Genomic DNA, 24,462 nt, shown 5'->3' with positions numbered 1-24,462 from the left:
GGTGATGCGTCTGGTGCCCCTGGCACTGATCGCCATCATCACTGTGGTTGCCTATGTCAGTCCGAGCAACCTCCACTTCAGTCGCTTTCTCTCTCTCGCCCCCGTTTTCGCTGCCTCGGTGTGGCCAGTGGTCGGAACGGTGGCCATAGGTGTGCTCGCCGCGGCCGTCGACGTAGTGATCGCCGTGACCATCGGTGGCGTGAGTGTGGAGCGCACACATCTGTTCACCCTCGCGGTGATCGCGGGCGCCACAGTCGCGGCCGCCTTCGCCAGCCATGTGCGCCAGCAGCGGGAGCAGACCCTCGCCGACGTCCGTTCCGTCGCCGAGACGACCCAGAAAGTCCTGCTGCGCCCCATGCCGCACCACCTCGGCCGGCTGGACATCGAGGCTCTCTACCTTGCCACCGCGGCCCAGGCCCGCGTAGGCGGCGACTTCTACGAGGCATTGGAGACAGTCCACGGCGTCCGCATGATCATCGGAGACGTGCGCGGCAAGGGCCTCCCTGCGGTCGGCATGGCCTCAGCGATCCTCGGCTGCTTCCGAGAAGCCGCGTACGACGAGCCGGACCTGGCACGACTGGCACGCCGACTGGACGTCAGCACGAGCCGCTACACCGTACTGCTGCCCGGCGACCAGATGGAGTACTTCGCCACGGCCGTGCTCGTCGAGATCCCCGACGACGGATCGGCCGTCGGCATCGTCAACTTGGGACACCCCCCTCCGCTGCTGCTCAGCGCGGGAACGGTCCGCGAGGTCACCCCCACCGCTCCCTCACCACCCATCAACATGGGTGCGCTGGTCGGGGAGGACTACTGCACCGACACCTTCCCCTTCGTCGCCGAGGACCAGCTGCTGCTCTACACCGACGGCGTCACAGAGACCCGCGACCACACCGGCGCGTTCTTCCCGCTGGTGCAGCATGCGGGACAGTGGGACGCGGGCTCCCCGTCCCGGCTGCTCGGACAGTTGCACAGCGACCTGGTCCGCTTCAGCCACGACCGTCTCGACGACGACATCGCGGCAATCGCCGTCCGTGCGGCGGCCGGCACACCGTCGTACAGACGGGGTCAGTGAAGGTCTCGTCTCACTCAAAACCCGCGCGGCCAAGAGGCCACGCCGATAGGCACGGGCGGGGCCCGTTGGCAGACGGGGCAAGTACAGGTTCCGTGATCATGGAGTTGCGACGCTCTGTGACCACCGGAGATCCTGTGCCTGCGATGCCATCATGTCGGCGAGCCCGGCCACGGTCGCGCGGTCGTTGAAGGCGCTGCCGATCAGGATCAGCGGCGCGCCCTGGCCGGTTGCAGTGATGTCCGTCCGGTCGGCCTTCGGAGCGTGCGGGGTGGGAGACCGAGGCCGATTGCCGCCTGCGCGGGCGGTCGTTACGGCCGGGTGAAGGTCATGTGCGTGACGCCGCTGGGGGTTGTCACGGACTCGGCCTGGAAGCGCTTCTCGAGTCCTTCGAGTCCGTCCCACAGGCGCTCGCCACGGCCCAGAACGATCGGGACGACGGCGATGTGCAGATGATCGATGAGGTCTTCGACGAGGAACTCGCGGATCGTGGTCGGCCCGCCACCGATCCTCACGTCCAGGTCGCCTGCGGCCTCGCGCGCCTGACTCAGTGCCTCCTGCGGCGTGGCGTCGATGAAGTGGAATGTGGTGCCGCCCTCCATCTCCACCGAGGGGCGGGGGTGGTGGGTCAGGACGAAAACCGGGGTGTGGAAGGGCGGGTTGGGCCCCCACCAGCCGTTCCAGTCGTCGTTCTCCCATGGCCCGCGCTGGGGGCCGAACTTGTTGCGGCCCATGATCTCCGCTCCGATGCCGACATCCCAGGTGCCGGCGATGGCGCCATCGACCCCAGTGCTCCCGTCCGGCTTGCCCAGCATCTGCTGGAAGGTCCTGGTCGGGAAGAACCACTCATGGAGCCGCGTGCCGGCGTGGCCGAACGGGGCGTCGATACTCTGCCCTTCACCAGTGGCGAATCCGTCGATGGAGACGGAGAAGTTGTGGACCCTCACGCGGGACATTGCACGGACCCCTGCCCTCGAAGCGATGTGATTGCGAACTGCAATCACTAGCCGTGGGCGAGCCTAGACTCGGTGGTGGCAGAATGCAATCACTGGAGGTGGGCATGCGAGACAAACCGCGGTCCGGATGCGCGGTCAACGCGGCGGTCGAGGCACTCGGGGACCAGTGGAGCCTCATCGTCCTGCGCGACGTGATGTTCGGCGGGCGCCGACACTTCCGCGAGCTGCTCAGCCACTCCGAGGAGGGGATCGCGTCGAACATCCTCAGCAGCCGTCTCAAGGCCCTCGTCGCCGGCGGCCTCCTCACGCAGGAACAGGCCGAGCGAGGACGTCGAGCGACCTACAGCCTCACAGAAGCGGGCATCCAGACAGTCCCCATCATGGTCGCGCTCGGCTCCTGGGGAATGCGGCACCGCCCGACCACACCCGAACTCAGCGTCCGCGCTCGCCTCCTGGAGGACGGCGGCCCGCATCTCTGGGAGGACCTCATGGACGAACTCCGCGAGGTGCACCTGGGTATTTCCCGCCCGAACCCCGACCGCCCCCGGGCCTCCGAACTCCTTCAGGCAGCCTACGAGCAGGCACTCACGGAGGCGCACTGACACACCCCTCCGGCCGGCATCGAGATCGCTTGGAGTACTGGTCCTCCGCCGATACCCGTCTTTCCGCGCGGGCGGCCTGACGATGGTCTTCAGAGTCCGCGCGGACAGGCGGCAGGTCATGGTCGGCGTCGGGGGCGTTCCTCCCAGCGGTAGGTGGTCCATGCCTGCCGGATCAGGTTACGGACGGTGATGATCGTGTCGGCGAGGTCGAAGAATGCGTCGATGACGGTGGTGCGACGCTCGTAGCAGCGGGCGAGCCGGTGGAAAGCGTTCTGCCAGGCGTGGATGCGTTCGACATGCCAACGCTGACTGGCCTGGATGGGCGCCTTCTCCCCCTTGTGCGCGATGCGTCCGTGCAGGCCGCGTTCGTTGAGCAGAGCGCGGGTCTTGTCCGAGTCGTAGCCGGCGTCCAGGTGCACGGTGATGTCGTCGGGCAACGGCCCCAGGTCGTCCAGACGGTCCAGGGTCGGGGCGAGCAACCGGGATTCGTGGCGGTTGGCACCGGCCAGGACACGGCCCAGGGGAATCCCGTACCCGTCCGTCATGCCCGAGCGTTTGAGGCCCTGTTCTCCGCGGTCGACCGGTGAGCGACCGGCCGCCTCGCCGCCTCCGGGGGCCTTGGTGATGGAGCCGTCCACGGCGATCTGATCGAGGACGGGGCCGAAGATCCGGTCGTAGGACTCCAGCGCGATCTGCTTGAGCCGGGCGATCACGCCCAGTCGTATCCACTCGTCGCGACGGTTGCGGATCGTAGTGATTGAGCAGGTCGTGTCGGCGATCGCCTGGTGCGAGCAGCCGAAGCGCAGGAGCTGCAGCATCTTGTCGAAGACGATTCGGTCGCTGATGCGTGGGCGGTGGCATTCCAGCGGATGGATCGGCGCGTACGTCAATCGCTCAGGCAGTAGGGCGGCGAATAGGCTCCGGGGCGGTTCGGTCAGCCATGATCGCAGCACAGGCACAGATCTCCCCGGTGATCACAGAGCGTCGCAAATCCGTGATCGCCAAGACCTGTGCCTGCCTTGCTGCCGGGGTGCCGCCACCGCGCCTGTCTGCGCGGCTTCTACTAGGCATGCGCTCCCCGGGCCCGGCACGCCATGTGCCTGCACACCGTGGACGCGGCAATCGCAGCGGCCGAGCAGTGGGCGACCGAGCAGAAGCGCGGCAAGGCCCAGCGCCCTCCCACCCCTGACTGAATGATCGAGCAAAACATCGAGAACGGTGAGGACCGCTGAGGCGGACAGAGGAATGGTCATCGGGCCTCCAGACATGAGGACGCCCCCGTGATCGTGCACGGGGGCGTCGCTTTGGATGTGGTCAGGCGGAAGCTACGCCTTCGGTGGCATCTGTCGGCCAGGCGTCGCCAAGCTGGCGACACAGGTAGACGCGGTTCGCGTAGACCCGCACAGACGAGTAAGTGGAAGCAAGGCTGGCTATGTATGCCTCGGCGGCGGCCTGCGCCGCGGCGTCCTCGTGCGGCAGCTGGGACAGGGACGAGCTGAGCGGGATCTCGAAGGTGGTGCCGATCTCAACGCCTTCGGCGTCGGCGTAGGCCGTAATCGTGAACTGAACGGCGTAGGCGCCTTCCGGAATTGACATATTTGATCTCCTCACGCAGGGCCCGAATGGGACCGCGATGCCAAGTGATCCTAAAACAGGAGATGTTGGGCGCCATAGGCATGGGTCAGGGTCAGGGGGTGCTGATGCTCACGATGTTGATCAGTCCGGAGGCGCTGGCATTGTGGTTCCGGCCGACGAATACCGACCACGGCACCCGGTACACCTTGCCCGTCACCGTCGTGGAGACGCCCGCCTCAGGCACAGACACCCTGATCCGACTAGCGGTGATGACGCAGCGCAGGGTGTAGACGGTGTTTGCCGTGAGGGCGGTGCCCGCCGCGGTGTTGGCCAGCTGGGTAGAAGTGCCGGCCGTGGCGTCGTCGCGGTAGATCCGCAGGGAGCCGGAGTTGCTGACCTGGACGGTGTGTCCGTTGTGCAGGATCTCGGCCGAGGTCGGTTTGGTGGGTGCGCCGTCGGCGCCCAGGTGGAGGGAGAGCAGCGACCAGCCGGCACCTCCGGCCGTCGGCACGCCGAACCGGACCTCGAAGGTCCCGGTCGGCGCGGCGGCGCTGACCTCGCCGGCGAGGAATACCTGGGCGCGGCCGCGCTGCACGCGTCTGGTCAGGTTGTGCGCCCGGACCCCGAGTGGCGGGGCTGCGGCGACAGCCGCCGTGATGAGGAAGCCGGATGCGGCTATGTCGATGTCGAGGACGTCGGCCCCCGCGGCAACGAACGCGCCGAAGCCGTCGCCTGCCATCTGTGCGGCGTACCGCCACAGGTGAGCCGGGCACCCGGCCGTCCGGATGACGGGGACGACGCTGGGGGTCGCTTCATGCCGTTCGTCATCTACCGGGTGCTGCTCGGCGTGCTGCCGTACGTGCTGGTGGCCGCGGGTGTGCTGAGCCCGCACGCGGGTGAGTCGGCGGCCTGAGCCGTCCCGTGGCGGTTCGGAGGACACCTCTGGTGCTGCCGAACCGCTCCGCGGTCAGGGTGTGTCGCCCCGCCAGTCCCAGTGGTCGGGGTCGCCGTCCCGTGGCCCGTACTCCGCTCTGCCGCCCGGACCGAATCGCCCGATCTCCGTGTTCAGCGCCGCGCCCTCGCGCAGCGCCCGGTCCGTCCAGTCCGTCACGTCGAGCAGCAGGCCGTCGAGCGGGCCGCCCACCAACTCCCGATAGGTGTGCCCCGGCCGGGGCCCCGGGTCGGGATCGTCATGGTCGGCGCCGTACACGCGCCGCTGCCGCATCAGCTCGTCCATGGGGGCAGGATCGCACCCGTCACTGACAATCGCGGGGGCCGGCCTCTTTCGCTCCCGCCGGCCCGTGCCACGGCTTCCCTCTCGTCGCCACACGCCGCAGCGTCTCTCTCGCCAGCACGTGCCACGGCCTGACGCGGGTGGCGGTGTGTTCCCGATCTTCCAGGCAGATAGGGTCGAAAGACCCCGCCGTGCGCTGTCCGCGCGCATCGGCCCGGGACATCCATCGCCGGAACCTGGAGGCAACCATGACCAGCACCGACCGTCCCGTGATCGCCGCGGTCGACGGCTCGTCGCACAGCCAGGAGGCACTCGACTGGGCCGCCCACGAAGCCGTACGGCGGGGGCTCGGCCTGACGATCGTGCACGCCCGGACGCCCGACCGGCGCGTCGAGCAGGAAACGCTGCGGCGCGAGGCCCAGGAGCTGCTCGACCGGTCCGTGCGAAGGGTCTCCGAGATCGCTCCGGAGCTCCACCCGTCGACGCTGACCCCACTGGACTACCCTTCGGCGGTCCTCACTTCGCTCAGCCGGAACGCCTCGCTGGTGGTGGTCGGCTCACGCGGTCTGGGCGGCTTCCGGTCCCTGATGCTCGGCTCCAACAGCCTGGCCACCGCGTCGATGGCCGCGTGCCCCGTCGTGGTGGTCCACAGCGGGCCTTCGGACGAGGACACGGCGGTGGAGGGAACGCTTTCCGACATCGTCGCGGGGGTGGCCGCCGACGAGAGCAGCGAGGCGGTTCTCGAGTTCGCCTTCGAGACCGCCGCCTCCCGGCCCGGGACGCGGCTGCGGATCGTGCACGGCTGGACGATGTTCTCCTCGATGCTCTCCGGCGGCCCCGTCTTCGACCGGGACGCGGCGGCGGACTCCGCCGAACGCACGCTCGCGGAGCTCACCGCCGGCTGGCGGGAGAAGTACTCGCAGGTCGAAGTCGTCAGGGAACCCGTGGCCGGCTCCGCCTCACGCACCCTGGTCACGGCCTCGGCGACCGCGGCGCTGACCGTGATCGGGCGGCGCCGGGGCGGCGAGTCCCTCGGGCTGGGGCTCTCCCCCGTCGCGCAGACCACGCTCACGCACGCGCTGGGCCCGGTTGCCGTGGTGCCCTGCTGACACCGCGCCGTCCCGTCGTGCGTGCACGCCTCTTGGCCTCGCACGCCGGCGGGCGGACACTGACCCGATGACACAGCGCGTGGACCTCGCGACCGTGATGGACCGGCTGGCCATCGATGCAGTGATCACCGGCTACGCGGTGGCGGTGGACGACGGTGAATGGGCGGACTACCGGGCCCTGTTCACCCCGGACGGCCGCGCCGACTACCGCGGTGCCGGTGGTGTCGAAGGGCCGGCGCACGAGGTCGCCGAGTGGCTGGCGCGGACGATGCGGCTCTTCCCCGTACGTCAGCACCTGGTCGTCAACCGCCGGATCGGGTTCCAGGACCTCGACGGTTACCCGGGCGACCGTGCCGAGGTGCTGGCCGACTACGTGAACCCGATGCGGCTGGAGAGCGCCACGGCGGGTTCGGGCGACGCGGAGGTACGGGCCACCGCGCCGAACTTCGTCTCCGGCGGGCGGTACGCGTTCTCGCTCTCGCGTACGGACAGCGGCTGGCGGATCCGTACCGTGACCGTCCACGAGAAGTGGCGCGGCCCGACAGGCCCCTCGACCGCGGGCTGAGCCGCACCACCGCTGCTTCCGCCTTCCCGCGCCGGGGAAGAACTGCGGAGCGGTGGACAAGGGGGGAGACTGCTCATCAGGCAGGACGAGGAGGCGCGGCATGCGGATTCCGGCCGGTCGGAGCGGACAGTGGTCGCGGGTGCTGCGGTCCGGCCGGTGGCGCGGCTGCCTGGCGGTGCTCGCGGGCGCGCTGCCCGCGCTCGCATTTCCCGCTCCTTCCCTGTGGTGGCTCGCCTGGGTCGGCCTGGTTCCGTGGCTGCTCCTGATCCGGACCGCCGGCACGGGGCGCCGGGCGGCGCTGGAGGGCTGGCTCGGCGGCACCGGCTACATGCTGGCGGTGCACAACTGGCTGATGCCCAGCCTCCATGTCTTCATCCTGATCCTGGCGGCCCTGCTCGGTCTGCTCTGGGCCCCTTGGGGGCTGCTGGTCTTCCGGATGCTGGACGGGCGGGTGTCCGCCGCGGCCGCCGCCTTGGCGGTCGTCGTGGTGCCCTGCGGGTGGCTGATGATCGAACTGGCCCGTTCCTGGGAGGCGCTCGGCGGTCCGTGGGGGCTGCTCGGCGCCAGCCAGTGGCAGGTGGCTCCCGCGCTGCGGGTGGCGTCGGTGGGCGGGGTGTGGCTGGTGAGCCTCGTGGTGGTGGCGGTGAACACCGCTGTCGCGCTGCTCTTCGTGACCGCGGCTGCCCGTACAGTGGCCGTGGTGGGCATCGTGGTGTGCGCTCTGGCCGTGGGGGCGATGGCGAGTTGGGCGCCGCAGCCCGAGGAGTCGGGAGTGGCCAGGATCGCCGTCGTACAGCCGGGTGTGGTCACCGGGGCACACAGCGTCGAGCGCCGGCTCGCCCTCAGCGAGCGGCTGACCGGCTCCCTGGCCGGGCGCGATCTCGACCTGGTGGTGTGGGGCGAGAGCAGTGTGGGGGTGGATCTCGACCGGCACCCGGACATCACCGCCCGGATCGCCGCCCTCTCGCGCCGGGTGGGCGCGGATGTGCTGGTCAACATGGACGCCCGGCAGACCGACCGGTCGGGCCGTACGGGGATCTTCAAGGCGGCGGTGCTGGTGGGTCCGGACGGGCTGACCGGGGAGCGCTACGACAAGATGCGGCTGGTGCCGTTCGGGGAGTACATCCCGGCCCGGTCGGTGCTCGGGTGGGTCACGTCCCTGGGCCAGGCGGCGGGCCAGGACCGGTTGCGGGGCACCCGGCAGGTGATCATGTCGCTGCCCGGGGCCGAAGGCGAGCACGGGCTCCGCATCGGGCCGCTGGTCTGCTTCGAGTCCGCGTTCCCCGACATGAGCCGCCGGCTCACCCAGGACGGTGCGCAGGTGCTGATCGCCCAGTCGTCCACCTCCACGTTCCAGCACAGCTGGGCACCCGAGCAGCATGCCTCGCTCGGGGCGCTGCGGGCCGCCGAGAACGGCCGCCCGATGGTGCACGCCACGCTCACCGGCGTCAGCACGGCGTACGGACCGCAGGGAGCGCGGGTCGGGGCTCCGCTCGGTACGGAGACGAGTGGGACCGCCGTGTACGACGTACCGCTGGCGACGGGCACCACGCTCTATGTGCGGCTGGGCGACTGGCCGGTGCAGGGGGCGGCGGCGGTGCTGGCCCTGTTCTGCGCCGTCGAAGCGGCCCGGGCCCTCCTGCGGCGTGACCGGGGCGGGCCGGCCGGCGTGACGGACGAGACGGCCGCCGCGGTCGGCGGGCCGGCCGAGCGTCCGGGGCCGTGAGTGCCGGACCAGGGGCCGTGAGTGCCGGGCTATCGGGGGCCGTTCACCGAGACGATGTGGCCCTGGGCGTCGACGGTGAGCGAGACCCGCTCGACCTTGTTGGTCACGGCCAGTACCAGCCACACGGCGCCCCAGAGGAAGCAGGTGAACACCATCAGGATGGCGTGCAGCACATGGTTCAGCCGGTGCCCCCGGACCATGACGACCTGTGTACCGGAGCGGGATTCCACCCGCCAGCCGCTCGCGATCCGCTGGTTGACCGCCCAGTCGAGGATCAGACCGCGCTGCATTTCGTCGGGGGGCCGCCCGTCGGCCGAGTAATAGCCCGGCGGCGGCTGGAGTGCGCCCCAGCCCTTTGGCTCGTCGTGAGGTCTCACGAGGTCACCTCCACGGGCCGGTGGCCCATCACCCCAGCCTGCATCGGAGCGGGACCCGACGCATCCGGAGGCCCATCGGTCGTCGGCCTCTAGGCGCAGTCCAGGTCGCGCAGGATGCGTTCGCAGAGTTCATGGGTCAGCAGGGCGTCCGCGGCGCTCAGCACCTTGCCGACGCGGACGGCGTCCAGGAACGACAGCACGCTCTGCTCGATGCCGCGCTGGCGGGCCACCGACACCCAGTCGCCGCGCCGCCGGACGCTCGGCTGCCCCTTGTGATCGATCACCTCGGCGAGGTTGACGACCTCGCGCTTGGTGTCCTGGCCGGAGACCTCCAGCCGTTCCTCGGTCGAGCCGCTGAGCCGGTTCATCGTGCCGATGGCGGTGAATCCGTCACCGGACAGCTGGAGCACCACGTGGTGCATCAGGCCGTCGCGGATCCTGGCCTGCACGGCGGTGTGCTCGACCGGTCCAGGCACCAGGAAGCGGAGGGTGTCGACGACATGGATGAAGTCGTCGAGCACCATGGTGCGCGGGTCCTCCGGCATGCCCACCCGGTTCTTCTGCATGAGGATCAGCTCGCGCGGGTGCTCGGCGCACTGGGCGTAGCCGGGCGCGGCCCTGCGGTTGAAGCCGACGGCAAGGCTCGTTCCGCGCTCCTCGGCGAGGCTCACCAGCTGCTGGGAATCGGCGAATCCGTAGGCCAGCGGCTTGTCGACGTAGGTGGCGACACCGGCCTCCAGCAGCCGGGCCACGATCTCCGGATGCACGGCTGTCGGGGCATGGACGAACGCGGCGTCCAGCCCCTGGGCGATCAGCGATTCGAGCTCGGTGTGGCGCTGCCCGGCCGGGATGCGGTGGGCTTCGGCGACCGCATCCAGGGTGGCGGGCGTGCGGGTCTGCAGATGCAGTTCGACCCCGGGCAGGGCCGTCAGAACCGGCAGATACGCCTTCTGCGCGATGTCGCCGAGCCCGATGCAGCCGACCTTCACAGGGGTCTCCCTCTCACTGTTCGGCGTCCACCGTCGCGGTGTCCGCCTCGCGAGGGGCAGCATACGTGTGCTGCGGCGGCTGCCAGTCGGCTATCCCGTCGAAGGTGCGCAGGACGAGGCTGGGCCCGAGGCGTGAGACGACGGAGAGCAGCGCGTCACGCGTCACGACGGCGGGGGCGCTGGTCAGCCGCATCAGACGCGCGGTCCGTGCGGCCTTGCGGACGATGGCCGAGGTACGGGGCAGCCGGTCGGCGGTGTACGCCGCCGCTCCCGCACCGAGGTCACCGCCCGGCGTCAGATGGTGGGCGAGCACGATCGCGTCCTCGATGGCCTGGTTGCCGCCCTGGCCGAGGCTCGGCGCCATCGCGTGCGCGCAGTCGCCGACGAGGACGGTACGCCCCCGGTGGAAGGACGGCAGGGGATCGATCAGGTGGTGGACGTCGTTGCGGAGCACCTGGCCGGGGTCGGCGGCGGCGATGATCTCCGGGATCGGGTCGTGCCAGCTGCCGAACCGGCGCATCAGCTCCGCCTTCTCGCCGTCGGCGGCATGGGCACCGGCCGGGGCGACGGCGGCCCCGTAGGCGTAGACCCGGCCGTCCTTGAGCGGCTGGGTGCCCCAGAGTGCGCCGCGCCCCCAGGTCTCGTGCGGGGCGAAGGGCCGCTGGGGCGCGGGTACGACGACGCGCCAGGTGGTGAATCCGGCGTACGAGGGTCCGGGGTGGTCCGGGAAGAGTGCCCGCCGTACGGCCGAGTTGATGCCGTCGGCGCCGATGACGAGGTCGGCCTCGATCCTCCCGGCCGCAGTCCCGACCACGGCGGGCGCGCCGTCCGCCGTCCCCGGGTCCAGCAGCTCCGCCTCGGCGCCGGTGCGGACGGTGCCGTCGGGCAGCCGGGCCACGAGGCGGTCGACGAGAGTGGCGCGATGCAGCAGGACGATCGAGCCGCCGAACCGCTCGGTCGCCGCGGCGCTGTCCGTACGGGAGAGCCAGCGGCCGCCCGGGGCGCGCATGCCCCCTTCGCCCTGCCAGGCGGCGAGGGCCCTGATCTCGTCGCCCATGCCGATGACGTCCAGGGCCCGCTGGGAGTTGGGGGCGAGGGAGATACCGGCTCCGACGGGGTCCAGGGAGGCCGCGCGCTCCAGAACGGTGACCCGCCAGCCGCGGCCGTGCAGGGCCACCGCCGCGGTGAGGCCGCCGATTCCGCTGCCGATGACGACGGCATGGGGCTTGTCCATGGCTCCTCCAGCAATCCGCGCATCCCTGTCGCTCCGGAATCCCGGAGCGATGGGACTACACCTGTAGTGACAGATTCACCGTACTACGGGTGTAGTGCCAGCGGTAGGTTGGCCCCATGGCCACACGCACGACCGGTACCTCCCGGGCCGACCTCATCGCCGATACCGCCCTCGCACTCCTCGCCGAACGCGGGATGCGCGGGCTGACGCACCGCGCGGTGGACGAGCACGCCGGACTCCCCCAGGGCTCGACGTCCAACTACGCGCGGACCCGGCAGTCCCTGCTGGAGGCGGCGGTGCGACGGCTGGCGGAACGCGAGGCGCGGGTGCTCGCCCCCGCCGAACTGCCGGGTCCTGCCGCCGGGGCGCAGGAACTGGTCGCCGGTCTCGCGCGGGCGCTGCACCGCTATCTCACCCGCCATCCCGAACTGCTCCTCTGCCGCTACGAACTGGCCCTGGAGGCGACCCGCCGCCCGGAACTGCGGGAGTTCTTCGACGCGACCGGCCGCCAGTTCCGCGAACCGCTGACGGCACTGATGACGGCCGCCGGATCGGCCGAGCCCGAACGGCACACGCTCTCCCTGGTGGCCTGGTGTGAGGGGCTGATGTTCTCGTGCGCCGCGGGGTCGTACAACCGCTCCGTACCGAGCGAGGAGGAGCTGCGCACCGGCTTCACCGAACTGCTCGGCGGGATGCTGGGCCCGCGATGGGCGCCGCACTGAGCCACGGGCACCACGCCCGCCGTGTCGCCACTGCCGACGTCACCACGGCAATGGCACCACCACAGCAATGGCGTCACCATGGCCGCCGCACTCGCCGGCAGGTGTCACTCTTGCGGGCCAATCCCGGCTTCCCGGTTCCCCCGGAGCCCGTCCCACACAGCAGAGTTGATCAGGTGCAACGAACCAGAATCACCGTGAGTCTCCTGATGGGCGTCGCCGTCACGGCGCTGTCCGGCTGCGTGTCCGTGCAGCCGCAACCCGACGTTCCGCCCCGACCCCGGGCCAGTGGGCCGGCCCAGGACCTGGCACCGCAGATCGTGCTGCCTCCGGTCCACGACTCCCTGGAGGCCGTGCCGAGCCCCGAGCCGTCCGCCTCCGCGCCCCGCCCCGCTCACGCAGAACCGCCGGACACCCGCCGCTCCGTGCCCCGCGCACCCCGGCAGCAGCGACGCCCGGCCGCCACGCCGCCCCGGCCGCACGGTGTGCCGCCCGCCGCGACCGTACCCGCCCCGGCCCTGCCCGCCCCGGTCGCCGGGACGGACGTCTGCGCGCTGGGGCGGGGGTACGGGCGCTGGCCCGCGGGCAGCCCCCAGTCCCGGATCTGCGACAACACCTACGGCCGCTGAGCCCCGACGGGAGAAACGAGAGGTGGCCCGTCCGCCGTGGACGGGCCACCCTCACACCTCGCGCAGCCGCAGCTCCAGTCGCGCGATCGCCGCCCGCACCCCTCCCCCGTACCCGTCGTCCGCCCCGTCCTCCGCGAGCACCCCGGAGGCGGCACGCGCCCGGTCCAGATGGATCCGCGCCGCATCGGGGCGCCGGAGCTTCAGATAGTCCGCCGCGAGATTGAGATGGAGCGAGGGGTAGAACGCCCGCACCGCCGGCGCGTCGGGGTGCTGAGCCGCGCGCTCGTCGGTCAGCGCCCCGGCGGCGGTCAAGGCCCTCAGGTCCCAGGCCAGTTCGTCACCCGGATCGTCCTGGGTGTCGGCCATGTAGTGGGCGAGGGTGCACCGGTGCAGGGCGTCACCGTCCTCGCCGATCTCCGACCAGAGCTCGCCGAAACGATTGCGGGCCTCTTCCCGGTCGCCGCCGTGCAGCAGCATGACCGCCTGGCCGATTCTGGTCATGACGGCGTCCTTGGACGCCTCCCGCTGCTCCGTCACTGCGACCTCCGTGCGCGCTCGTCCCCCGTTCCGCGTTCGACGCTAGCCGCAGCGGCGGCCAATCCCGCTGAGGCTCGGGCGGGCGTCCCCGGCCGGTCGCCGGACGCCCGCCGCCGGCCGGGGCGAAACCACCGGTCAGCCCAGGTCGGGGATGCGCCAGTCGATCGCCTCGTGCCCCTGTGCGGCCACCGCCGCGTTGATCTGCCGGAACGGGCTGGAGCCGAAGAACTTCTTGGCCGACAGCGGCGAGGGGTGCGCCCCCTTCACCACCGCATGGCGCTCCTCGTCGATCAGCGGGAGCTTCTTCTGGGCGTAGTTGCCCCAGAGTACGAAGACCGCCGGGTCGGGCCGCGAGGCGACGGCGCGGATCACGGCGTCGGTGAACTTCTCCCAGCCCTTGCCCTTGTGCGAGTTGGCCTCGCCCGCGCGGACCGTCAGCACGGCGTTGAGCAGGAGCACACCCTGCTCGGCCCACGGCATCAGATACCCGTTGTCCGGGACCGGCAGGCCGAGCTCCTCCTTCATCTCCTTGTAGATGTTCCGCAGGGACGGCGGCGTCTTCACACCCGGCCGCACGGAGAAGCACAGCCCGTGCCCCTGCCCCTCCCCGTGGTACGGGTCCTGGCCGAGGACGAGGACCTTCACCTTGTCGTAGGGCGTGGCCTCCAGCGCGGCGAACACCTGGTCGCGCGGCGGGTAGACCGGCCCCTTGGCCCGCTCCTCCTCGACGAACTCGGTGAGCTCCTTGAAGTACGGCTTCTGCAGCTCTTCGCCGAGGACGCCGCGCCAGGACTCGGGCAGCAGGTCGGTGTCGGTCACTTCAACAACCTCCGGTAAGCAATCAGCTTTTCAACCGAGAACCTACCGGGGGCCACTGACAACGCGCCCTGCCGGTCCGGCTCCGGCCTACCAGCTGGCCTTGCGGTACAGCTCCCACATCTGCATGACCGTCTGCGGGTCCAGGGCGCGCTCCCCACCACCGATGTCCTCGCCGGAGGCGACGTACAGCTTGCCCTGCCACAGCGGCAGGATCCGCACGTCGTCGACCAGGATCTTCTGCACCTGTTCGAACTGCTTGCTGACCGCGCCCCGGTCGCTCTCCTTGCGGGTCTGCGGCAGCAGCTCCTTGGTGATCTCGTTCTTCATGTACGGCATCCCCGTGATGCTGTCCTTGCCGAGGAACGGGGCGATGAAGCTGTCCGGGTCCGGGAAGTCCGGGAACCAGCCGCGGCCGAAGACGGGGTACTCGCCCTTGGTGAAGCCCTCCTGGAACGTCTTCCAGGGCTTGCTCTTCAGCGTGATCCTGAAGAGGCCGGAGCCCTCCAGCTGCCGCTTCAGCTCGTCGAACTCGGGGGCGGTGGAGGAGCCGTACCGGTCGGTGGCGAACCAGAGCGTCAGCTCGACCGGCTTGGTGATGCCCGCCTTGGTCAGGATCTGCTTCGCCTTGCCCTGGTCCGGGTCGCCATAGGCGTCGAAGAAGCTGGTGGTGTGCCCGGCTATGCCCTTGGGAACCATGGAGTACAGCGGTTCGGCCGTGCCCTGGTAGACCTTGGCCACGAGGGCGTCGCGGTCGACGAGCTGGGCGATGGCCCGCCGTACGGCCACGTTCCCCGCCGCCGGGTCCTTCGGGTTGAAGACCAGGAAGCGGATGTCCGCGCCGACCGTCTCGACGATCTGCAGATTGCTGTCCTTGTCCTTGTTCTCCTCCAGGCTGACGACCTCCTCGGCAGTCAGACCCCGGTAGATCGCGTCGATCTCCTTCTTCCGCAGCGCCGCGACCACGGGCGCGGAATCCTTGAAGTACCGAATGGTCACGGCGTCGTTCTTGCGGTTGGCGTAGCCCTTGTAGTCCGGGTTCTTCACCAGTTCGGCACTCTTCCCCGGCTTGTACGAATCAAGCAGGTACGGACCGGAACCGGTGACCTTTCCATCGCTGCGGAGCTTGTGCTCGGAATAGGCGCTCGGCGCCACCAGCGACATCGCAGGCGTGGTGAGAACGAAGGGGAAGGTGGCATCCGGCTTGGTGAGGTGGAAGATGACAATGTCGTCCCCCTTGGTCTCGATCCGGTCGAGCGAGCCGAGCATGCCGACCGGGCCGCCCTTGACCTTGAGCGCTGTGATCCGGTCGAGGGAATACTTCACCGCCTCGGCGTCGAGCTTGTCCCCATTGGAGAATTTCAGGCCCGCGCGGAGCTTGCACCGGTAGGAGGTGCTGGTGGTATCGGTGAACTTGCACCATTCCGCGGCATCGGGCTCGGGCTTCGTGCTGCCGCTGGGGTAGCTCATCAGGGTCTGGAAGACATTTCGCATCAGCTCCCAGGAGTTGTCCCACGCCGCCGCCGGATCGAGGGTGGATGGCTCACTGGTCGTACCGACGACTATCTTCTGCTCGACTTCCGAACCGCTGTCGGAAAGAAGTCCGCAGCCGGCCAGCAGAGAAAGGGAAGCAAGGGCTGCAGCGGCCTGCAGACTGGCCCGGTAGAACACGTGAACGCTCCTCGATCAGCCATGGGTCGGCAGACCATACCGCAGTGCCCCGTCGGGTCAATCCACGGGCCCGACAGGGCACTTGAGTCAATCAGGGCCAAATCCGCTCAGGCTGTTCTCAGCCCACGCCCGCATTCAGGAAAATTCCGCCGTCGACCACCAGGGTCTGCCCCGTGATCCAGTCGGACTGGCTGGACGTGAGGAACGCGGCGGCACCGCCGATGTCCTCCGGCACTCCCAGCCGGCCGAGCGGGTAGGCGGCCGCGGCCTCCTCCTCACGACCCTCGTACAGCGCCTGGGCGAACTTGGTCTTCACGACCGCGGGTGCGATGGTGTTGACCCGGACGACCGGGGCGAACTCGTGCGCCAGCTGAAGGGTCAGATTGACCATGGCCGCCTTGCTGATGCCGTACGCGCCGATGAAGGGCGAGGCGGAGATCCCGGCGACCGAGGCGATGTTGACGATCGCCCCGCCGTTGTCCTTCTGCCAGGCCTTCCAGGTCTGCTGCGCGAAGCCGAGCGCCGAGATCACATTGGTCTCGAAGACCTTGCGGGCGACATTGAGGTCGAGCTCCGCGATCGGCCCGAAGACCGGATTCGTACCGGCGTTGTTGATCAGGAAGTCGACCCGGCCGAACGCCTCCATGGTGCGCTCGACGGCCACCGCCCGGTGCGCCTCGTCGTGCGCCTTGCCCGCCACGGCGATCGCCCGGTCGGCACCCAGCCGCTCGACGGCCTCCTTGAGGGCGTCCTCGCCTCGCCCGGTGATGCACACCCGGTCGCCGCGGGCCACCAACGCCTCGGCGATGCCGTAGCCGATGCCCCGGCTCCCGCCCGTGATGAGCGCGACCTTCCCGCTGTCCTGCACTGTCATGATGTCCGTAGCCCTTCGGGTCAGTTGAGCGGTCCGCCGGCGACGTACATGACCTGACCGGAGACGAAGCCCGCCTCGTCGCCCGTGAAGAAGGCGATGGCGTTGGCGATGTCCTCGGGGCGGCCGACGCGCTGCACCGGGATCTGGGTGGCGGCGGCGGCCTGGAACTCCTCGAAGCCCATGCCGACCCGGGCCGCCGTCTGGGCGGTCATCTCGGTGACGATGAAGCCGGGGGCGACGGCGTTGGCCGTGATGCCGAACTTGCCGAGCTCCTTGGCGAGGGTCTTGGTGAAGCCCTGGAGACCGGCCTTGACGGCGGAGTAGTTGGCCTGGCCGCGGTTGCCGAGCGCCGAGGAGGAGGAGAGCGAGACGATCCGGCCGAACTTGGCGTCCACCATGTGCTTCTGAACGGCCTTGGCCATCAGGAACGCGCCCTTGAGGTGCACGTTCATCACGGTGTCCCAGTCGGACTCGGTCATCTTGAAGAGCAGGTTGTCGCGGAGCACGCCCGCGTTGTTGACCAGGATCGTCGGGGCGCCGAGCTCGGCGGCGACCCGCGCGACCGCGGCTTCCACCTGGGCGCTGTCCGACACATCGCAGCCGACCGCGAGGGCGGTTCCCCCGGCGGCGGTGATCTTCTCGACGGTGTCCTTGCAGGCCGCCTCGTCGAGGTCGAGTACGGCGACGGCGCGGCCCTCGGCCGCCAGGCGTACCGCGGTGGCGGCGCCAATGCCCCGCGCCGCTCCGGTCACGACGGCGACGCGCTGCTCGGTGGTGGACATGCTTGGTTCTCCTCGCCCTTGGATCGCCGCTCAGCGGGACGTCGGGGCACCCCCGGCACGGGACCTCGTGTGCGCGGAACCTTCCCGATGGCTGAGCAACCGCTTAGTACCTTCAGCAGACGAGACGCTAGAAGCCCTGGCACCCGGTGTCAACGGCGCACGGCCGCCGGGGCGCATGTCACACCCGGCGGCGCCGCCCGCGCGGTGGTCGCGGGCGGCGCCCCAGGCCCTGGAGGTCAGCGCACCAGCAGGTCGAGCAGCCGCTCGACCTCGGCCTCCGGGTCGGCCGTGAGACCGCTGTGCACGGGGCTCGGCTGGACGACGGTGGAGCGCGGCGCGATCAGCCACCGGAAGCGGCGGCCGGCGTCGTCACCGCCCGCCTGGCCCGCGTCCGTACCGCCGCGGCACACTCCCTCGACGGCGTGCAGGGCGGCGCGTACACCGACTACATCGGCGGCCGGGTCCAGGGCCCTCAGCTTGGTCTCGTCCAGATGGGTGCGGGCGGCCACGAAGCTCCGCGCACGGCAGTAGACGACCACGCCCGCGTTGAAGAACTCGCCGCGCTGCACCCGCGGCACCACGCGCAGCAGTGCGTACTCGAAGACATCGCGCTCGCTCACGGCCGGCCGTCCTTGTCGTTCTTCTTGGTGGGGTGCGGCCAGGGGGTGAGGTGTTCGGTGAGCCAGCCGGGGGCCTGGGACGCCTTGGGCGCGGTGGGCCCGTCCATCGTGATCCGCTCGTGGATGGTCGCGGCGCGCGGCAGCAGCGCCTCCACATAGGCGCGGCGCAGCTCGTCGGTGGAGTCGAAGCCCGGCTCGTCCACCAGCCACTCGTCGGGGACGTCGGCGGCGACCTCGGTGAGCAGTTCCTCGGTGACCAGCGGGGCCAGCTCGGCGGCGGCCGCCTCGATGTCGGGCGCGAACGGGGCGAGCGCGTGGTCGGAGGCGTTGTACGGCTTGGCGGCGGACGCCTGGGCGCCGGGCCAGTTGTGGTGCCAGATCATGGTGGCGCCGTGGTCGATGAGCCACAGATCGCCGTGCCAGACCAGCATGTTCGGGTTGCGCCAGGACCGGTCGACGTTGTTGATCAGCGCGTCGAACCAGACGACCCGTCCGGCCTCCCGCGCGTCCACCTGGTAGGCGAGGGAGTCGAAGCCGATCGAGCCGGGCAGGAAGTCCATCCCGAGGTTGAGCCCGCCGCTGGCCTTCAGGAGCTCCTGCACCTCCTGGTCGGGCTCGGCGAGCCCGATGACCGGGTCGAGCTGGATCTGCACGAGGTCGGGAACCCGCAGCCCGAGCCGGCGGCCGAGCTGCCCGCAGATGACCTCCGCGACCAGCGTCTTGCGCCCCTGTCCGGCGCCGGTGAATTTCATGACATAGGTGCCGAGGTCGTCGGCCTCGACGATCCCGGGGAGCGATCCGCCCTCCCGCAAGGGCGTGACGTAGCGGGTCGCTGTGACTTCGGTGAGCATTTCCCCAGGCTATCCGGCGATGGCACCTTACGGTCCGGGGAGAATCTGGGGAGTTTCAGCCGGCGATCGAGCAGTTGCTTCCTGCCTTCGGCGCCTCGCGGGCATCCACCGGCTGACGTTGCCAGCTCTTCGACAGCGTGGGCGTCGTCCTCCGCAGGCAAGGCTCCTCGTCTGCGGCTGAACTCCGCCCGACTCCCGGCGACGCCCACGGTGTCGCCGTCCTCGGCCGGATCCCGCCGGCGCACCTCACCCCCACCCTCAAATCCCCACCGGAAACACAGAGCACCAGGCCACAACAACCCAACCACCAAGGATCCGAAGCGCCATCACACCTGGGTTCACAGGTCTCCGCCGGCTCCCACATGGAACCTGGTCAGCGCAAAAAGGATCACGAGGTCGAGTGCCATGACAGGGATGGCCCACGCCGGGTAGTACGGAACGAACATGAACTGCGTGATCAGGCTGATCCCCGCCGCCGCCACACCGGCCCCGCGACCCCAGCTCTTGTTCATCAGGATCGCCAGCCCGGCAACGACGAGCGCCACACCGACCACGAGGTGAATCACGCCCCAGGTCGTGAGATCGAACCGGTACGCGTACCGGGTCGAGACGGCGAACAGGTTGTCCTCCGCGATACCGGACGCGCCCACGAGAATGCTGAGCGGCCCGCTGAGCATCAGCAGGGCCCCGGCCACCTGGGACGCACCGTCGATCTTCGCGCCGGACCCCTTGGGCTCTGGCGTCGTCTTGTTCGGCATCGCTGTCATGGCCGTAGCCTTCCTGTTCGGCGCGGCCACCGACGCACACGGGCCGTGCGAAGACAGCCACGATCCCCTGCCAGGATCACCGCTATTCCCCGGCACCGCCACCGCACCCCACCGCGAAGAGGCCGACGGATGCCGACACGGCCCCGTCCCGATCCCTGGAAGCGATCCGCCCTCCCGAAAGGGCGTGACGTAGCGGGTCGCTGTGACTTCGGGCTGTCCGGCGCACGGCGCGGCGCCCGGTCCCCGCGGGCGCCTTCGCGCACCGGGGGCCGGACGTCCGGGGCGTCGGTGTTACGCGTCCTCGTCGTCGACCCAGCTCATGAGCTTGCGCAGCTCGCGGCCGGTGGTCTCCAGGAGGTGGTCGCTGTCGGCCTTCTTGTACTCGTTGTACTTGGGCAGACCGTTGTGGTACTCGGCCATCCAGTTCTTGGCGAAGGTGCCGTCCTGGATCTCCGCGAGGACCTTCTTCATCTCGGCCTTGGTGGCGTCGGTGATGATCCGCGGGCCGGTGACGTAGTCGCCCCACTCGGCGGTCTCCGAGATCGACCAGCGCATCTTCTCCAGGCCGCCCTCGTACATGAGGTCCACGATGAGCTTCAGCTCGTGCAGGCACTCGAAGTACGCGATCTCCGGCTGGTAGCCGGCCTCGGTCAGCGTCTCGAAACCGGCCTTCACCAGCGCCGCGGTACCACCGCACAGGACGGCCTGCTCACCGAACAGGTCGGTCTCGGTCTCCTCGGTGAACGTCGTCTTGATGACACCGGCGCGGGTGCCGCCGATGCCCTTCGCGTACGACAGGGCCAGCGCCAGGCCGTTGCCCGAGGCGTCCTGCTCGACGGCCACGATGCACGGAACGCCGCGGCCCTCCTCGTACTGACGGCGGACCAGGTGACCCGGGCCCTTCGGCGCGACCATGCAGACGTCGACATTGGCCGGCGGCTTGATGAAGTCGAAACGGATGTTCAGACCGTGGCCGAAGAACAGCGCGTCGCCGTCCTTCAGGTTGTCCTTGACGGACTCCTCGTAGACCTGGGCCTGGATCGGGTCCGGGACCAGGATCATGATGACGTCGGCCTCGGCCGCGGCCTCGGACGGCGTCACCACGCGCAGGCCCTGCTCCTCGGCCTTCGCCCTGGACTTCGAGCCCTCGTGCAGACCGACCCGGACGTCGACACCCGAGTCACGCAGCGACAGCGCGTGGGCGTGGCCCTGGCTGCCGTAGCCGATGACCGCGACCTTACGGCCCTGGATGATGGACAGGTCGGCATCGTCGTCGTAGAACAGCTCGGCGGGCATGGTACTTCTCCTTGATCACTGGAACGTGAGGGTGTTCGGACGGGACTTGACGGGCACGGGCTATGCGCTCTGCGCCTCGGTGGCGGCCGGGGTCAGGCGGATCGGACGGGCCTCGCGGGCGGAGCGGTCGGCCAGGGCGCGGGAGCCGCGGCCGATCGCGATCGCGCCGGACTGGACGAGCTCCTTGATGCCGAAGGTGGCGAGCATCCGGAGCATCGCGTCGAGCTTGTCGCCGGAGCCGGTCGCTTCGAGGGTGACGGCGTCGGGCGAGACGTCGACGGTTCTCGCGCGGAACAGCTCGGCGATCTGGATGATCTGGGCCCGGGTGCCGTGGCCGGCGCTCACCTTCACCAGGACCAGTTCGCGCTGGACGGCGGAGTCCGCCTCCAGCTCGACGATCTTGAGGACGTTGACCAGCTTGTTGAGCTGCTTGGTCACCTGCTCCAGGGCCAGTTCGTGGTCGACCCTGACGACGATGGTGATGCGGGACAGCTCGGGATGTTCGGTGGTGCCGACCGCGAGCGAGTCGATGTTGAAGCCGCGGCGCGAGAACAGGGCGGCGACACGGGCGAGGATGCCGGGCGTGTCCTCGACCAGGACGGAGAGCGTGTGCTGGGACATGTCAGAGGGTCCTCTCAGTCGTCCGCGTAGTCGCCGAAGTCGGGGCGTACGTCGCGTGCGGCCATGATGTCGTCGTTGGAGGTGCCGGCAGGAACCATCGGCCACACCATCGCGTCCTCGTGGACGATGAAGTCCACCACGACGGGGCGGTCGTTGATCGCGTTGGCCTTGTCGATGATCGCGTCGAGCTCGTAGGGGTTCTCGCAGCGCAGTCCCACACAGCCCATCGCCTCGGAGAGCTGTACGAAGTCCGGGACCCGGGTGCCGTGATGGGGGGCGGATCCCACTCCGCGGGTCGATCCGGTGGTGGCGTTGGTGGCGCCGTCGTGCAGCACGGTGTTGGAGAACCGTGCACCGTAGAACAGGTTCTGCCACTGGCGGACCATCCCGAGCGCGCCGTTGTTGATGATCGCGACCTTGATCGGGATGTTGTTGAGCGCGCAGGTGACGAGTTCCTGGTTGGTCATCTGGAAGCAGCCGTCGCCGTCGATCGCCCAGACGGTGCGGTCGGGCATGCCGGCCTTGGCGCCCATCGCGGCCGGGACCGCGTACCCCATCGTTCCGGCGCCGCCCGAGTTGAACCAGGTGCCCGGTTCCTCGTGCGGGAGGAACTGCGCCGCCCACATCTGGTGCTGCCCCACACCGGAGGCGAACAGCGTTCCCTCCGGGGCCAGTTGCCCGATCCGTTCGATGACCTGCTGCGGGGAGAGCAGTCCCGGGTCGGCGGGCAGTTCGTAGCCGCGCCGGTAGGTGGCGCGCCAGTGGTTCAGCTCCCGCCACCAGGCGTCGTAGTCACCGGCACGGCCCTCGGTGTGCTCGGCCCGGACGGCCTGGACCAGGGCGAGCAGGACCTCGCGGGCGTCGCCGACGATCGGCACGTCGGCGACCCGGTTCTTGGAGATCTCGGCGGGGTCGATGTCGGCGTGGACGATCTTGGCGTGCGGCGCGAAGCCGTCCAGCCTGCCGGTGACGCGGTCGTCGAAGCGGGCCCCGAGGGCGACGATCAGGTCGGCCTTCTGGAGTGCGGCGACCGCTGCGACGTCCCCGTGCATGCCCGGCATCCCCACGTGCTGCGGGTGGCTGCCGGGGAAGGCGCCCAGCGCCATCAGGGTGGTGACCACGGGGGCCCCGGTCAGTTCGGCCAGGGCGCGAAGTTCGGCCGTGGCCCGTGCCTTGAGCACTCCGCCGCCGACGTAGAGGACCGGGCGGCTCGACGTGCTGATGAGGCGGGCGGCCTCGCGGATCTGTTTGGCGTGCGGCTTGGTGACCGGGCGGTAGCCGGGCAGGTCCGTCCTGGCCGGCCAGCGGAAGGTGGTGGTCGCCTGGAGAGCGTCCTTGGTGATGTCGATGAGCACCGGTCCGGGGCGGCCGGTCGAGGCGATGCGGAAGGCCTCGGCGACCGTGCGCGGGATGTCGTCTGCGTTCGTGACCAGGAAGTTGTGCTTGGTGATCGGCATGGTGATGCCGACGATGTCCGCCTCCTGGAAGGCGTCCGTGCCGATCGCCGCGGAGGAGACCTGGCCGGTGATGGCGACCAGCGGCACCGAGTCCATGTGCGCGTCCGCGATCGGGGTGACCAGGTTGGTGGCGCCCGGACCCGAGGTCGCCATGCAGACCCCCACCTTGCCGGTGGCCTGTGCGTAGCCGGTGGCCGCGTGTCCGGCGCCCTGCTCGTGGCGGACCAGCACATGACGGACCCGGGTCGAGTCCATCATCGGGTCGTAGGCGGGCAGGATCGATCCGCCGGGAATGCCGAACACGGTTTCCGCGCCGGCCTCTTCGAGCGAGCGGATGAGGGACTGGGCGCCCGTCACGTGCTCGGCGCCGGTGTCGGGCTGCCCGGTGGTACGGGGCAGCACTTGCGGGAGGAGGGCCGCGGGGGCCTGCTGCACAGCGTTTGACATCGTCAGTTCCAAAAGTCCGTAGGAGTGTTGGCGAGGACGTATCGGTGATCGGCAGCCGCGGCGGGAGCGGCCGGGTGGTGCGTGCCCGCCGCCGGGTGATCACCGAAACGGTGCACCCGGCGGACTCGGCGGGTGGTCAGGGCGGGGTTCTCGCCGTCTGGAGGGCGTCGCAGTCGTGCCGTACGAGATCGAGGCCGGCGAGCCTGCGGACGAGCGGTCCTTCCACGGTCAGTTCGCCGCGTACCGCCACCGCCGCCGCGTAGCCCCGGTCCACCGGTACGTCGAGCAGGGTCCAGCCGGACGGCGGGTACGGTCCCTCGGGGCGCCCCGAGCCGACGTAGTCGAGCGCGGGGTCGCGTCCCAGGCCCGTGCCGAGGCCCTTGAGGTAGGCCTCCTTCCGGGTCCACAGCCGGGCCAGGGCCCGGGGCCGGGCCGGCGGGCTCAGCGCCGCCAGTTCGGCCTGCTCGTCCACGTGCAGCATCGCCGCGAGGTCGGCGGTGCCGTCCTCGTCCGGCACCAGTTCCACATCGACCCCGATGGGGGCCGCCGCGGTTCCGACGACGGCGAGGTCGCCGCGGTGGGACAGCGAGAAGAACAGCCGGTCGTCGGCGTCGAGCACGGTGGGCCGGCCGTGCGGTCCGCCGCAGCAGGGGCAGGTGTCCCGGCCGAGGTGGACGTCCTCGGGGCGCAGGCTCAGGTACGAGCCGAGCAGCCGGCGAAGGGCGACATGCGCGGCCGTGAACCGGGTCCGGTCGGCGGCGTGCATGAGGGTGGCGGCACGTTGACGCTCGGTCGCGTCGAGTACCTGTTCGTCCAGGATGCCGATGGGGACATCCGAGACCCTCAGGAGCCAGAGGTCGAGCAAGCCGGGGGGTGGCAGCTCACGGACGACCCACGGCAGGGTTTGTTCCACGGGGTCTCTCCTGTTCGTACGAG

The 24,462-nt window shown here is 70.1% G+C and carries 27 protein-coding genes and 1 pseudogene; 8 read left to right on the top strand and 20 right to left on the bottom strand.

What is annotated here, in order from left to right:
- Positions 1-4 precede the first annotated feature (4 nt).
- Positions 5-1,075 (top strand): PP2C family protein-serine/threonine phosphatase, encoded by a 1,071-nt coding sequence (locus ACFYY7_RS20655; protein ID WP_388663304.1) that lies wholly within the window; start codon positions 5-7, stop codon positions 1,073-1,075.
- Positions 1,076-1,383: 308 nt separating this feature from the next.
- Here the strand turns inward: ACFYY7_RS20655 and ACFYY7_RS20650 are convergent, their stop codons facing one another.
- Complete coding sequence (locus ACFYY7_RS20650; protein WP_388663302.1) at positions 1,384-2,028, bottom strand: dihydrofolate reductase family protein; 645 nt, start codon at positions 2,026-2,028, stop codon at positions 1,384-1,386.
- A 104-nt stretch (positions 2,029-2,132) separates the two neighbouring features.
- Between ACFYY7_RS20650 and ACFYY7_RS20645 the strand changes: the two genes are divergently transcribed.
- Positions 2,133-2,630: a winged helix-turn-helix transcriptional regulator gene (locus ACFYY7_RS20645; RefSeq protein WP_388663300.1), complete on the top strand. Its 498-nt coding sequence runs from the start codon at positions 2,133-2,135 to the stop codon at positions 2,628-2,630.
- A 116-nt stretch (positions 2,631-2,746) separates the two neighbouring features.
- Here the strand turns inward: ACFYY7_RS20645 and ACFYY7_RS20640 are convergent, their stop codons facing one another.
- The 3 genes from ACFYY7_RS20640 to ACFYY7_RS20630 form a co-directional block, all read right to left on the bottom strand.
- Positions 2,747-3,589, bottom strand: coding sequence for an IS5 family transposase (locus tag ACFYY7_RS20640; protein ID WP_388663298.1), 843 nt, complete (start codon positions 3,587-3,589; stop codon positions 2,747-2,749).
- A 355-nt stretch (positions 3,590-3,944) separates the two neighbouring features.
- Positions 3,945-4,226, bottom strand: a complete 282-nt coding sequence (locus tag ACFYY7_RS20635) for a hypothetical protein (protein WP_388663296.1) — start codon at positions 4,224-4,226, stop codon at positions 3,945-3,947.
- A 91-nt stretch (positions 4,227-4,317) separates the two neighbouring features.
- Complete coding sequence (locus ACFYY7_RS20630; RefSeq protein ID WP_388663294.1) at positions 4,318-4,944, bottom strand: hypothetical protein; 627 nt, start codon at positions 4,942-4,944, stop codon at positions 4,318-4,320.
- Positions 4,945-5,016: 72 nt separating this feature from the next.
- Between ACFYY7_RS20630 and ACFYY7_RS20625 the strand changes: the two are divergent.
- Positions 5,017-5,118: pseudogene (locus ACFYY7_RS20625) on the top strand (undecaprenyl-diphosphatase); the annotation flags it as partial.
- A 54-nt stretch (positions 5,119-5,172) separates the two neighbouring features.
- Here ACFYY7_RS20625 and ACFYY7_RS20620 read toward each other — a convergent pair.
- Positions 5,173-5,442: a hypothetical protein gene (locus ACFYY7_RS20620; RefSeq protein ID WP_388663293.1), complete on the bottom strand. Its 270-nt coding sequence runs from the start codon at positions 5,440-5,442 to the stop codon at positions 5,173-5,175.
- Positions 5,443-5,687: 245 nt separating this feature from the next.
- On the opposite strand from ACFYY7_RS20620, the gene ACFYY7_RS20615 reads away from it, so the two are divergent.
- From ACFYY7_RS20615 to lnt, 3 genes are all read left to right on the top strand, one after another.
- The gene (locus ACFYY7_RS20615) at positions 5,688-6,548 is read left to right on the top strand and encodes a universal stress protein (protein ID WP_388663291.1); all 861 of its coding nucleotides are present in this window, start codon (positions 5,688-5,690) and stop codon (positions 6,546-6,548) included.
- A gap of 67 nt (positions 6,549-6,615) precedes the next feature.
- Positions 6,616-7,113, top strand: a complete 498-nt coding sequence (locus ACFYY7_RS20610) for a nuclear transport factor 2 family protein (protein ID WP_388663289.1) — start codon at positions 6,616-6,618, stop codon at positions 7,111-7,113.
- A 100-nt stretch (positions 7,114-7,213) separates the two neighbouring features.
- Complete coding sequence (gene lnt / locus ACFYY7_RS20605; RefSeq protein ID WP_388663287.1) at positions 7,214-8,839, top strand: apolipoprotein N-acyltransferase; 1,626 nt, start codon at positions 7,214-7,216, stop codon at positions 8,837-8,839.
- A gap of 29 nt (positions 8,840-8,868) precedes the next feature.
- Here the strand turns inward: lnt and ACFYY7_RS20600 are convergent, their stop codons facing one another.
- From ACFYY7_RS20600 to ACFYY7_RS20590, 3 genes are all read right to left on the bottom strand, one after another.
- Complete coding sequence (locus tag ACFYY7_RS20600) at positions 8,869-9,216, bottom strand: hypothetical protein (protein WP_388663285.1); 348 nt, start codon at positions 9,214-9,216, stop codon at positions 8,869-8,871.
- Positions 9,217-9,305: 89 nt separating this feature from the next.
- Entirely contained in the window at positions 9,306-10,205 is a 900-nt protein-coding gene (locus ACFYY7_RS20595; RefSeq protein WP_388663283.1) for a Gfo/Idh/MocA family protein, read from the bottom strand.
- A 13-nt stretch (positions 10,206-10,218) separates the two neighbouring features.
- A complete protein-coding gene (locus ACFYY7_RS20590) occupies positions 10,219-11,439 on the bottom strand; it encodes an FAD-dependent monooxygenase (protein WP_388663281.1) in 1,221 nt (406 codons plus the stop codon).
- A 116-nt stretch (positions 11,440-11,555) separates the two neighbouring features.
- Here ACFYY7_RS20590 and ACFYY7_RS20585 point away from each other — a divergent pair, with 116 nt between their 5' ends.
- On the top strand, positions 11,556-12,161 hold the full coding sequence (locus tag ACFYY7_RS20585; protein WP_388663279.1) for a TetR/AcrR family transcriptional regulator: 606 nt from the start codon (positions 11,556-11,558) through the stop codon (positions 12,159-12,161).
- 173 nt (positions 12,162-12,334) lie between these two features.
- A complete protein-coding gene (locus tag ACFYY7_RS20580) occupies positions 12,335-12,787 on the top strand; it encodes a hypothetical protein (protein ID WP_388663277.1) in 453 nt (150 codons plus the stop codon).
- Between the two features lie 51 nt (positions 12,788-12,838).
- Here the strand turns inward: ACFYY7_RS20580 and ACFYY7_RS20575 are convergent, their stop codons facing one another.
- The 12 genes from ACFYY7_RS20575 to ACFYY7_RS20520 form a co-directional block, all read right to left on the bottom strand.
- Complete coding sequence (locus ACFYY7_RS20575) at positions 12,839-13,324, bottom strand: hypothetical protein (RefSeq protein WP_388663276.1); 486 nt, start codon at positions 13,322-13,324, stop codon at positions 12,839-12,841.
- Positions 13,325-13,459: 135 nt separating this feature from the next.
- A complete protein-coding gene (locus ACFYY7_RS20570; RefSeq protein WP_351265822.1) occupies positions 13,460-14,143 on the bottom strand; it encodes a uracil-DNA glycosylase in 684 nt (227 codons plus the stop codon).
- Positions 14,144-14,230: 87 nt separating this feature from the next.
- Complete coding sequence (locus ACFYY7_RS20565) at positions 14,231-15,811, bottom strand: ABC transporter substrate-binding protein (protein WP_388663275.1); 1,581 nt, start codon at positions 15,809-15,811, stop codon at positions 14,231-14,233.
- A 118-nt stretch (positions 15,812-15,929) separates the two neighbouring features.
- Positions 15,930-16,685: an SDR family oxidoreductase gene (locus tag ACFYY7_RS20560; protein WP_376626079.1), complete on the bottom strand. Its 756-nt coding sequence runs from the start codon at positions 16,683-16,685 to the stop codon at positions 15,930-15,932.
- A gap of 20 nt (positions 16,686-16,705) precedes the next feature.
- Positions 16,706-17,467, bottom strand: a complete 762-nt coding sequence (gene fabG, locus ACFYY7_RS20555; protein WP_351265814.1) for a 3-oxoacyl-ACP reductase FabG — start codon at positions 17,465-17,467, stop codon at positions 16,706-16,708.
- A gap of 236 nt (positions 17,468-17,703) precedes the next feature.
- The gene (locus tag ACFYY7_RS20550; protein WP_388663273.1) at positions 17,704-18,087 is read right to left on the bottom strand and encodes a DUF3037 domain-containing protein; all 384 of its coding nucleotides are present in this window, start codon (positions 18,085-18,087) and stop codon (positions 17,704-17,706) included.
- Positions 18,084-18,938 carry a HipA family kinase gene (locus ACFYY7_RS20545; RefSeq protein WP_388663271.1) on the bottom strand — a complete coding sequence of 285 codons (855 nt, stop codon included), beginning with the start codon at positions 18,936-18,938 and terminating at the stop codon, positions 18,084-18,086. The genes ACFYY7_RS20550 and ACFYY7_RS20545 overlap by 4 nt, the downstream gene beginning before the upstream one ends.
- A 338-nt stretch (positions 18,939-19,276) precedes the next feature.
- The gene (locus tag ACFYY7_RS20540) at positions 19,277-19,696 is read right to left on the bottom strand and encodes a hypothetical protein (RefSeq protein ID WP_388663269.1); all 420 of its coding nucleotides are present in this window, start codon (positions 19,694-19,696) and stop codon (positions 19,277-19,279) included.
- Between the two features lie 300 nt (positions 19,697-19,996).
- Positions 19,997-21,001, bottom strand: coding sequence for a ketol-acid reductoisomerase (gene ilvC, locus ACFYY7_RS20535; protein ID WP_388663268.1), 1,005 nt, complete (start codon positions 20,999-21,001; stop codon positions 19,997-19,999).
- Positions 21,002-21,061: 60 nt separating this feature from the next.
- Positions 21,062-21,622, bottom strand: a complete 561-nt coding sequence (ilvN, locus tag ACFYY7_RS20530; RefSeq protein ID WP_266735442.1) for an acetolactate synthase small subunit — start codon at positions 21,620-21,622, stop codon at positions 21,062-21,064.
- 14 nt (positions 21,623-21,636) lie between these two features.
- The gene (locus ACFYY7_RS20525; RefSeq protein WP_388663266.1) at positions 21,637-23,526 is read right to left on the bottom strand and encodes an acetolactate synthase large subunit; all 1,890 of its coding nucleotides are present in this window, start codon (positions 23,524-23,526) and stop codon (positions 21,637-21,639) included.
- A 136-nt stretch (positions 23,527-23,662) separates the two neighbouring features.
- Positions 23,663-24,439 carry a 4'-phosphopantetheinyl transferase family protein gene (locus ACFYY7_RS20520; protein WP_388663264.1) on the bottom strand — a complete coding sequence of 259 codons (777 nt, stop codon included), beginning with the start codon at positions 24,437-24,439 and terminating at the stop codon, positions 23,663-23,665.
- Positions 24,440-24,462 lie beyond the last annotated feature (23 nt).

It is taken from the genome of Streptomyces sp. NPDC001933 (assembly GCF_042890955.1).
Taxonomy (GTDB): Bacteria; Actinomycetota; Actinomycetes; order Streptomycetales; family Streptomycetaceae; genus Streptomyces.
Note: the sequence above shows the minus strand (reverse complement) of the source record. Positions and strands in the feature narration are given on the sequence as shown.

What these genes read in the sequence shown, in the direction of transcription:
- ACFYY7_RS20655 (WP_388663304.1), top strand. Translation starts at nt 5, where the DNA reads ATGCGTCTGGTGCCCCTGGCACTGATCGCCATCATCACTGTGGTTGCC.
- ACFYY7_RS20650 (WP_388663302.1), bottom strand. Translation starts at nt 2,028, where the DNA reads ATGTCCCGCGTGAGGGTCCACAACTTCTCCGTCTCCATCGACGGATTC.
- ACFYY7_RS20645 (WP_388663300.1), top strand. Translation starts at nt 2,133, where the DNA reads ATGCGAGACAAACCGCGGTCCGGATGCGCGGTCAACGCGGCGGTCGAG.
- ACFYY7_RS20635 (WP_388663296.1), bottom strand. Translation starts at nt 4,226, where the DNA reads ATGTCAATTCCGGAAGGCGCCTACGCCGTTCAGTTCACGATTACGGCC.
- ACFYY7_RS20630 (WP_388663294.1), bottom strand. Translation starts at nt 4,944, where the DNA reads ATGGCAGGCGACGGCTTCGGCGCGTTCGTTGCCGCGGGGGCCGACGTC.
- ACFYY7_RS20620 (WP_388663293.1), bottom strand. Translation starts at nt 5,442, where the DNA reads ATGGACGAGCTGATGCGGCAGCGGCGCGTGTACGGCGCCGACCATGAC.
- ACFYY7_RS20615 (WP_388663291.1), top strand. Translation starts at nt 5,688, where the DNA reads ATGACCAGCACCGACCGTCCCGTGATCGCCGCGGTCGACGGCTCGTCG.
- ACFYY7_RS20610 (WP_388663289.1), top strand. Translation starts at nt 6,616, where the DNA reads ATGACACAGCGCGTGGACCTCGCGACCGTGATGGACCGGCTGGCCATC.
- lnt (WP_388663287.1), top strand. Translation starts at nt 7,214, where the DNA reads ATGCGGATTCCGGCCGGTCGGAGCGGACAGTGGTCGCGGGTGCTGCGG.
- ACFYY7_RS20590 (WP_388663281.1), bottom strand. Translation starts at nt 11,439, where the DNA reads ATGGACAAGCCCCATGCCGTCGTCATCGGCAGCGGAATCGGCGGCCTC.
- ACFYY7_RS20585 (WP_388663279.1), top strand. Translation starts at nt 11,556, where the DNA reads ATGGCCACACGCACGACCGGTACCTCCCGGGCCGACCTCATCGCCGAT.
- ACFYY7_RS20560 (WP_376626079.1), bottom strand. Translation starts at nt 16,685, where the DNA reads ATGACAGTGCAGGACAGCGGGAAGGTCGCGCTCATCACGGGCGGGAGC.
- fabG (WP_351265814.1), bottom strand. Translation starts at nt 17,467, where the DNA reads ATGTCCACCACCGAGCAGCGCGTCGCCGTCGTGACCGGAGCGGCGCGG.
- ACFYY7_RS20545 (WP_388663271.1), bottom strand. Translation starts at nt 18,938, where the DNA reads ATGCTCACCGAAGTCACAGCGACCCGCTACGTCACGCCCTTGCGGGAG.
- ACFYY7_RS20540 (WP_388663269.1), bottom strand. Translation starts at nt 19,696, where the DNA reads ATGCCGAACAAGACGACGCCAGAGCCCAAGGGGTCCGGCGCGAAGATC.
- ilvC (WP_388663268.1), bottom strand. Translation starts at nt 21,001, where the DNA reads ATGCCCGCCGAGCTGTTCTACGACGACGATGCCGACCTGTCCATCATC.
- ilvN (WP_266735442.1), bottom strand. Translation starts at nt 21,622, where the DNA reads ATGTCCCAGCACACGCTCTCCGTCCTGGTCGAGGACACGCCCGGCATC.
- ACFYY7_RS20525 (WP_388663266.1), bottom strand. Translation starts at nt 23,526, where the DNA reads ATGTCAAACGCTGTGCAGCAGGCCCCCGCGGCCCTCCTCCCGCAAGTG.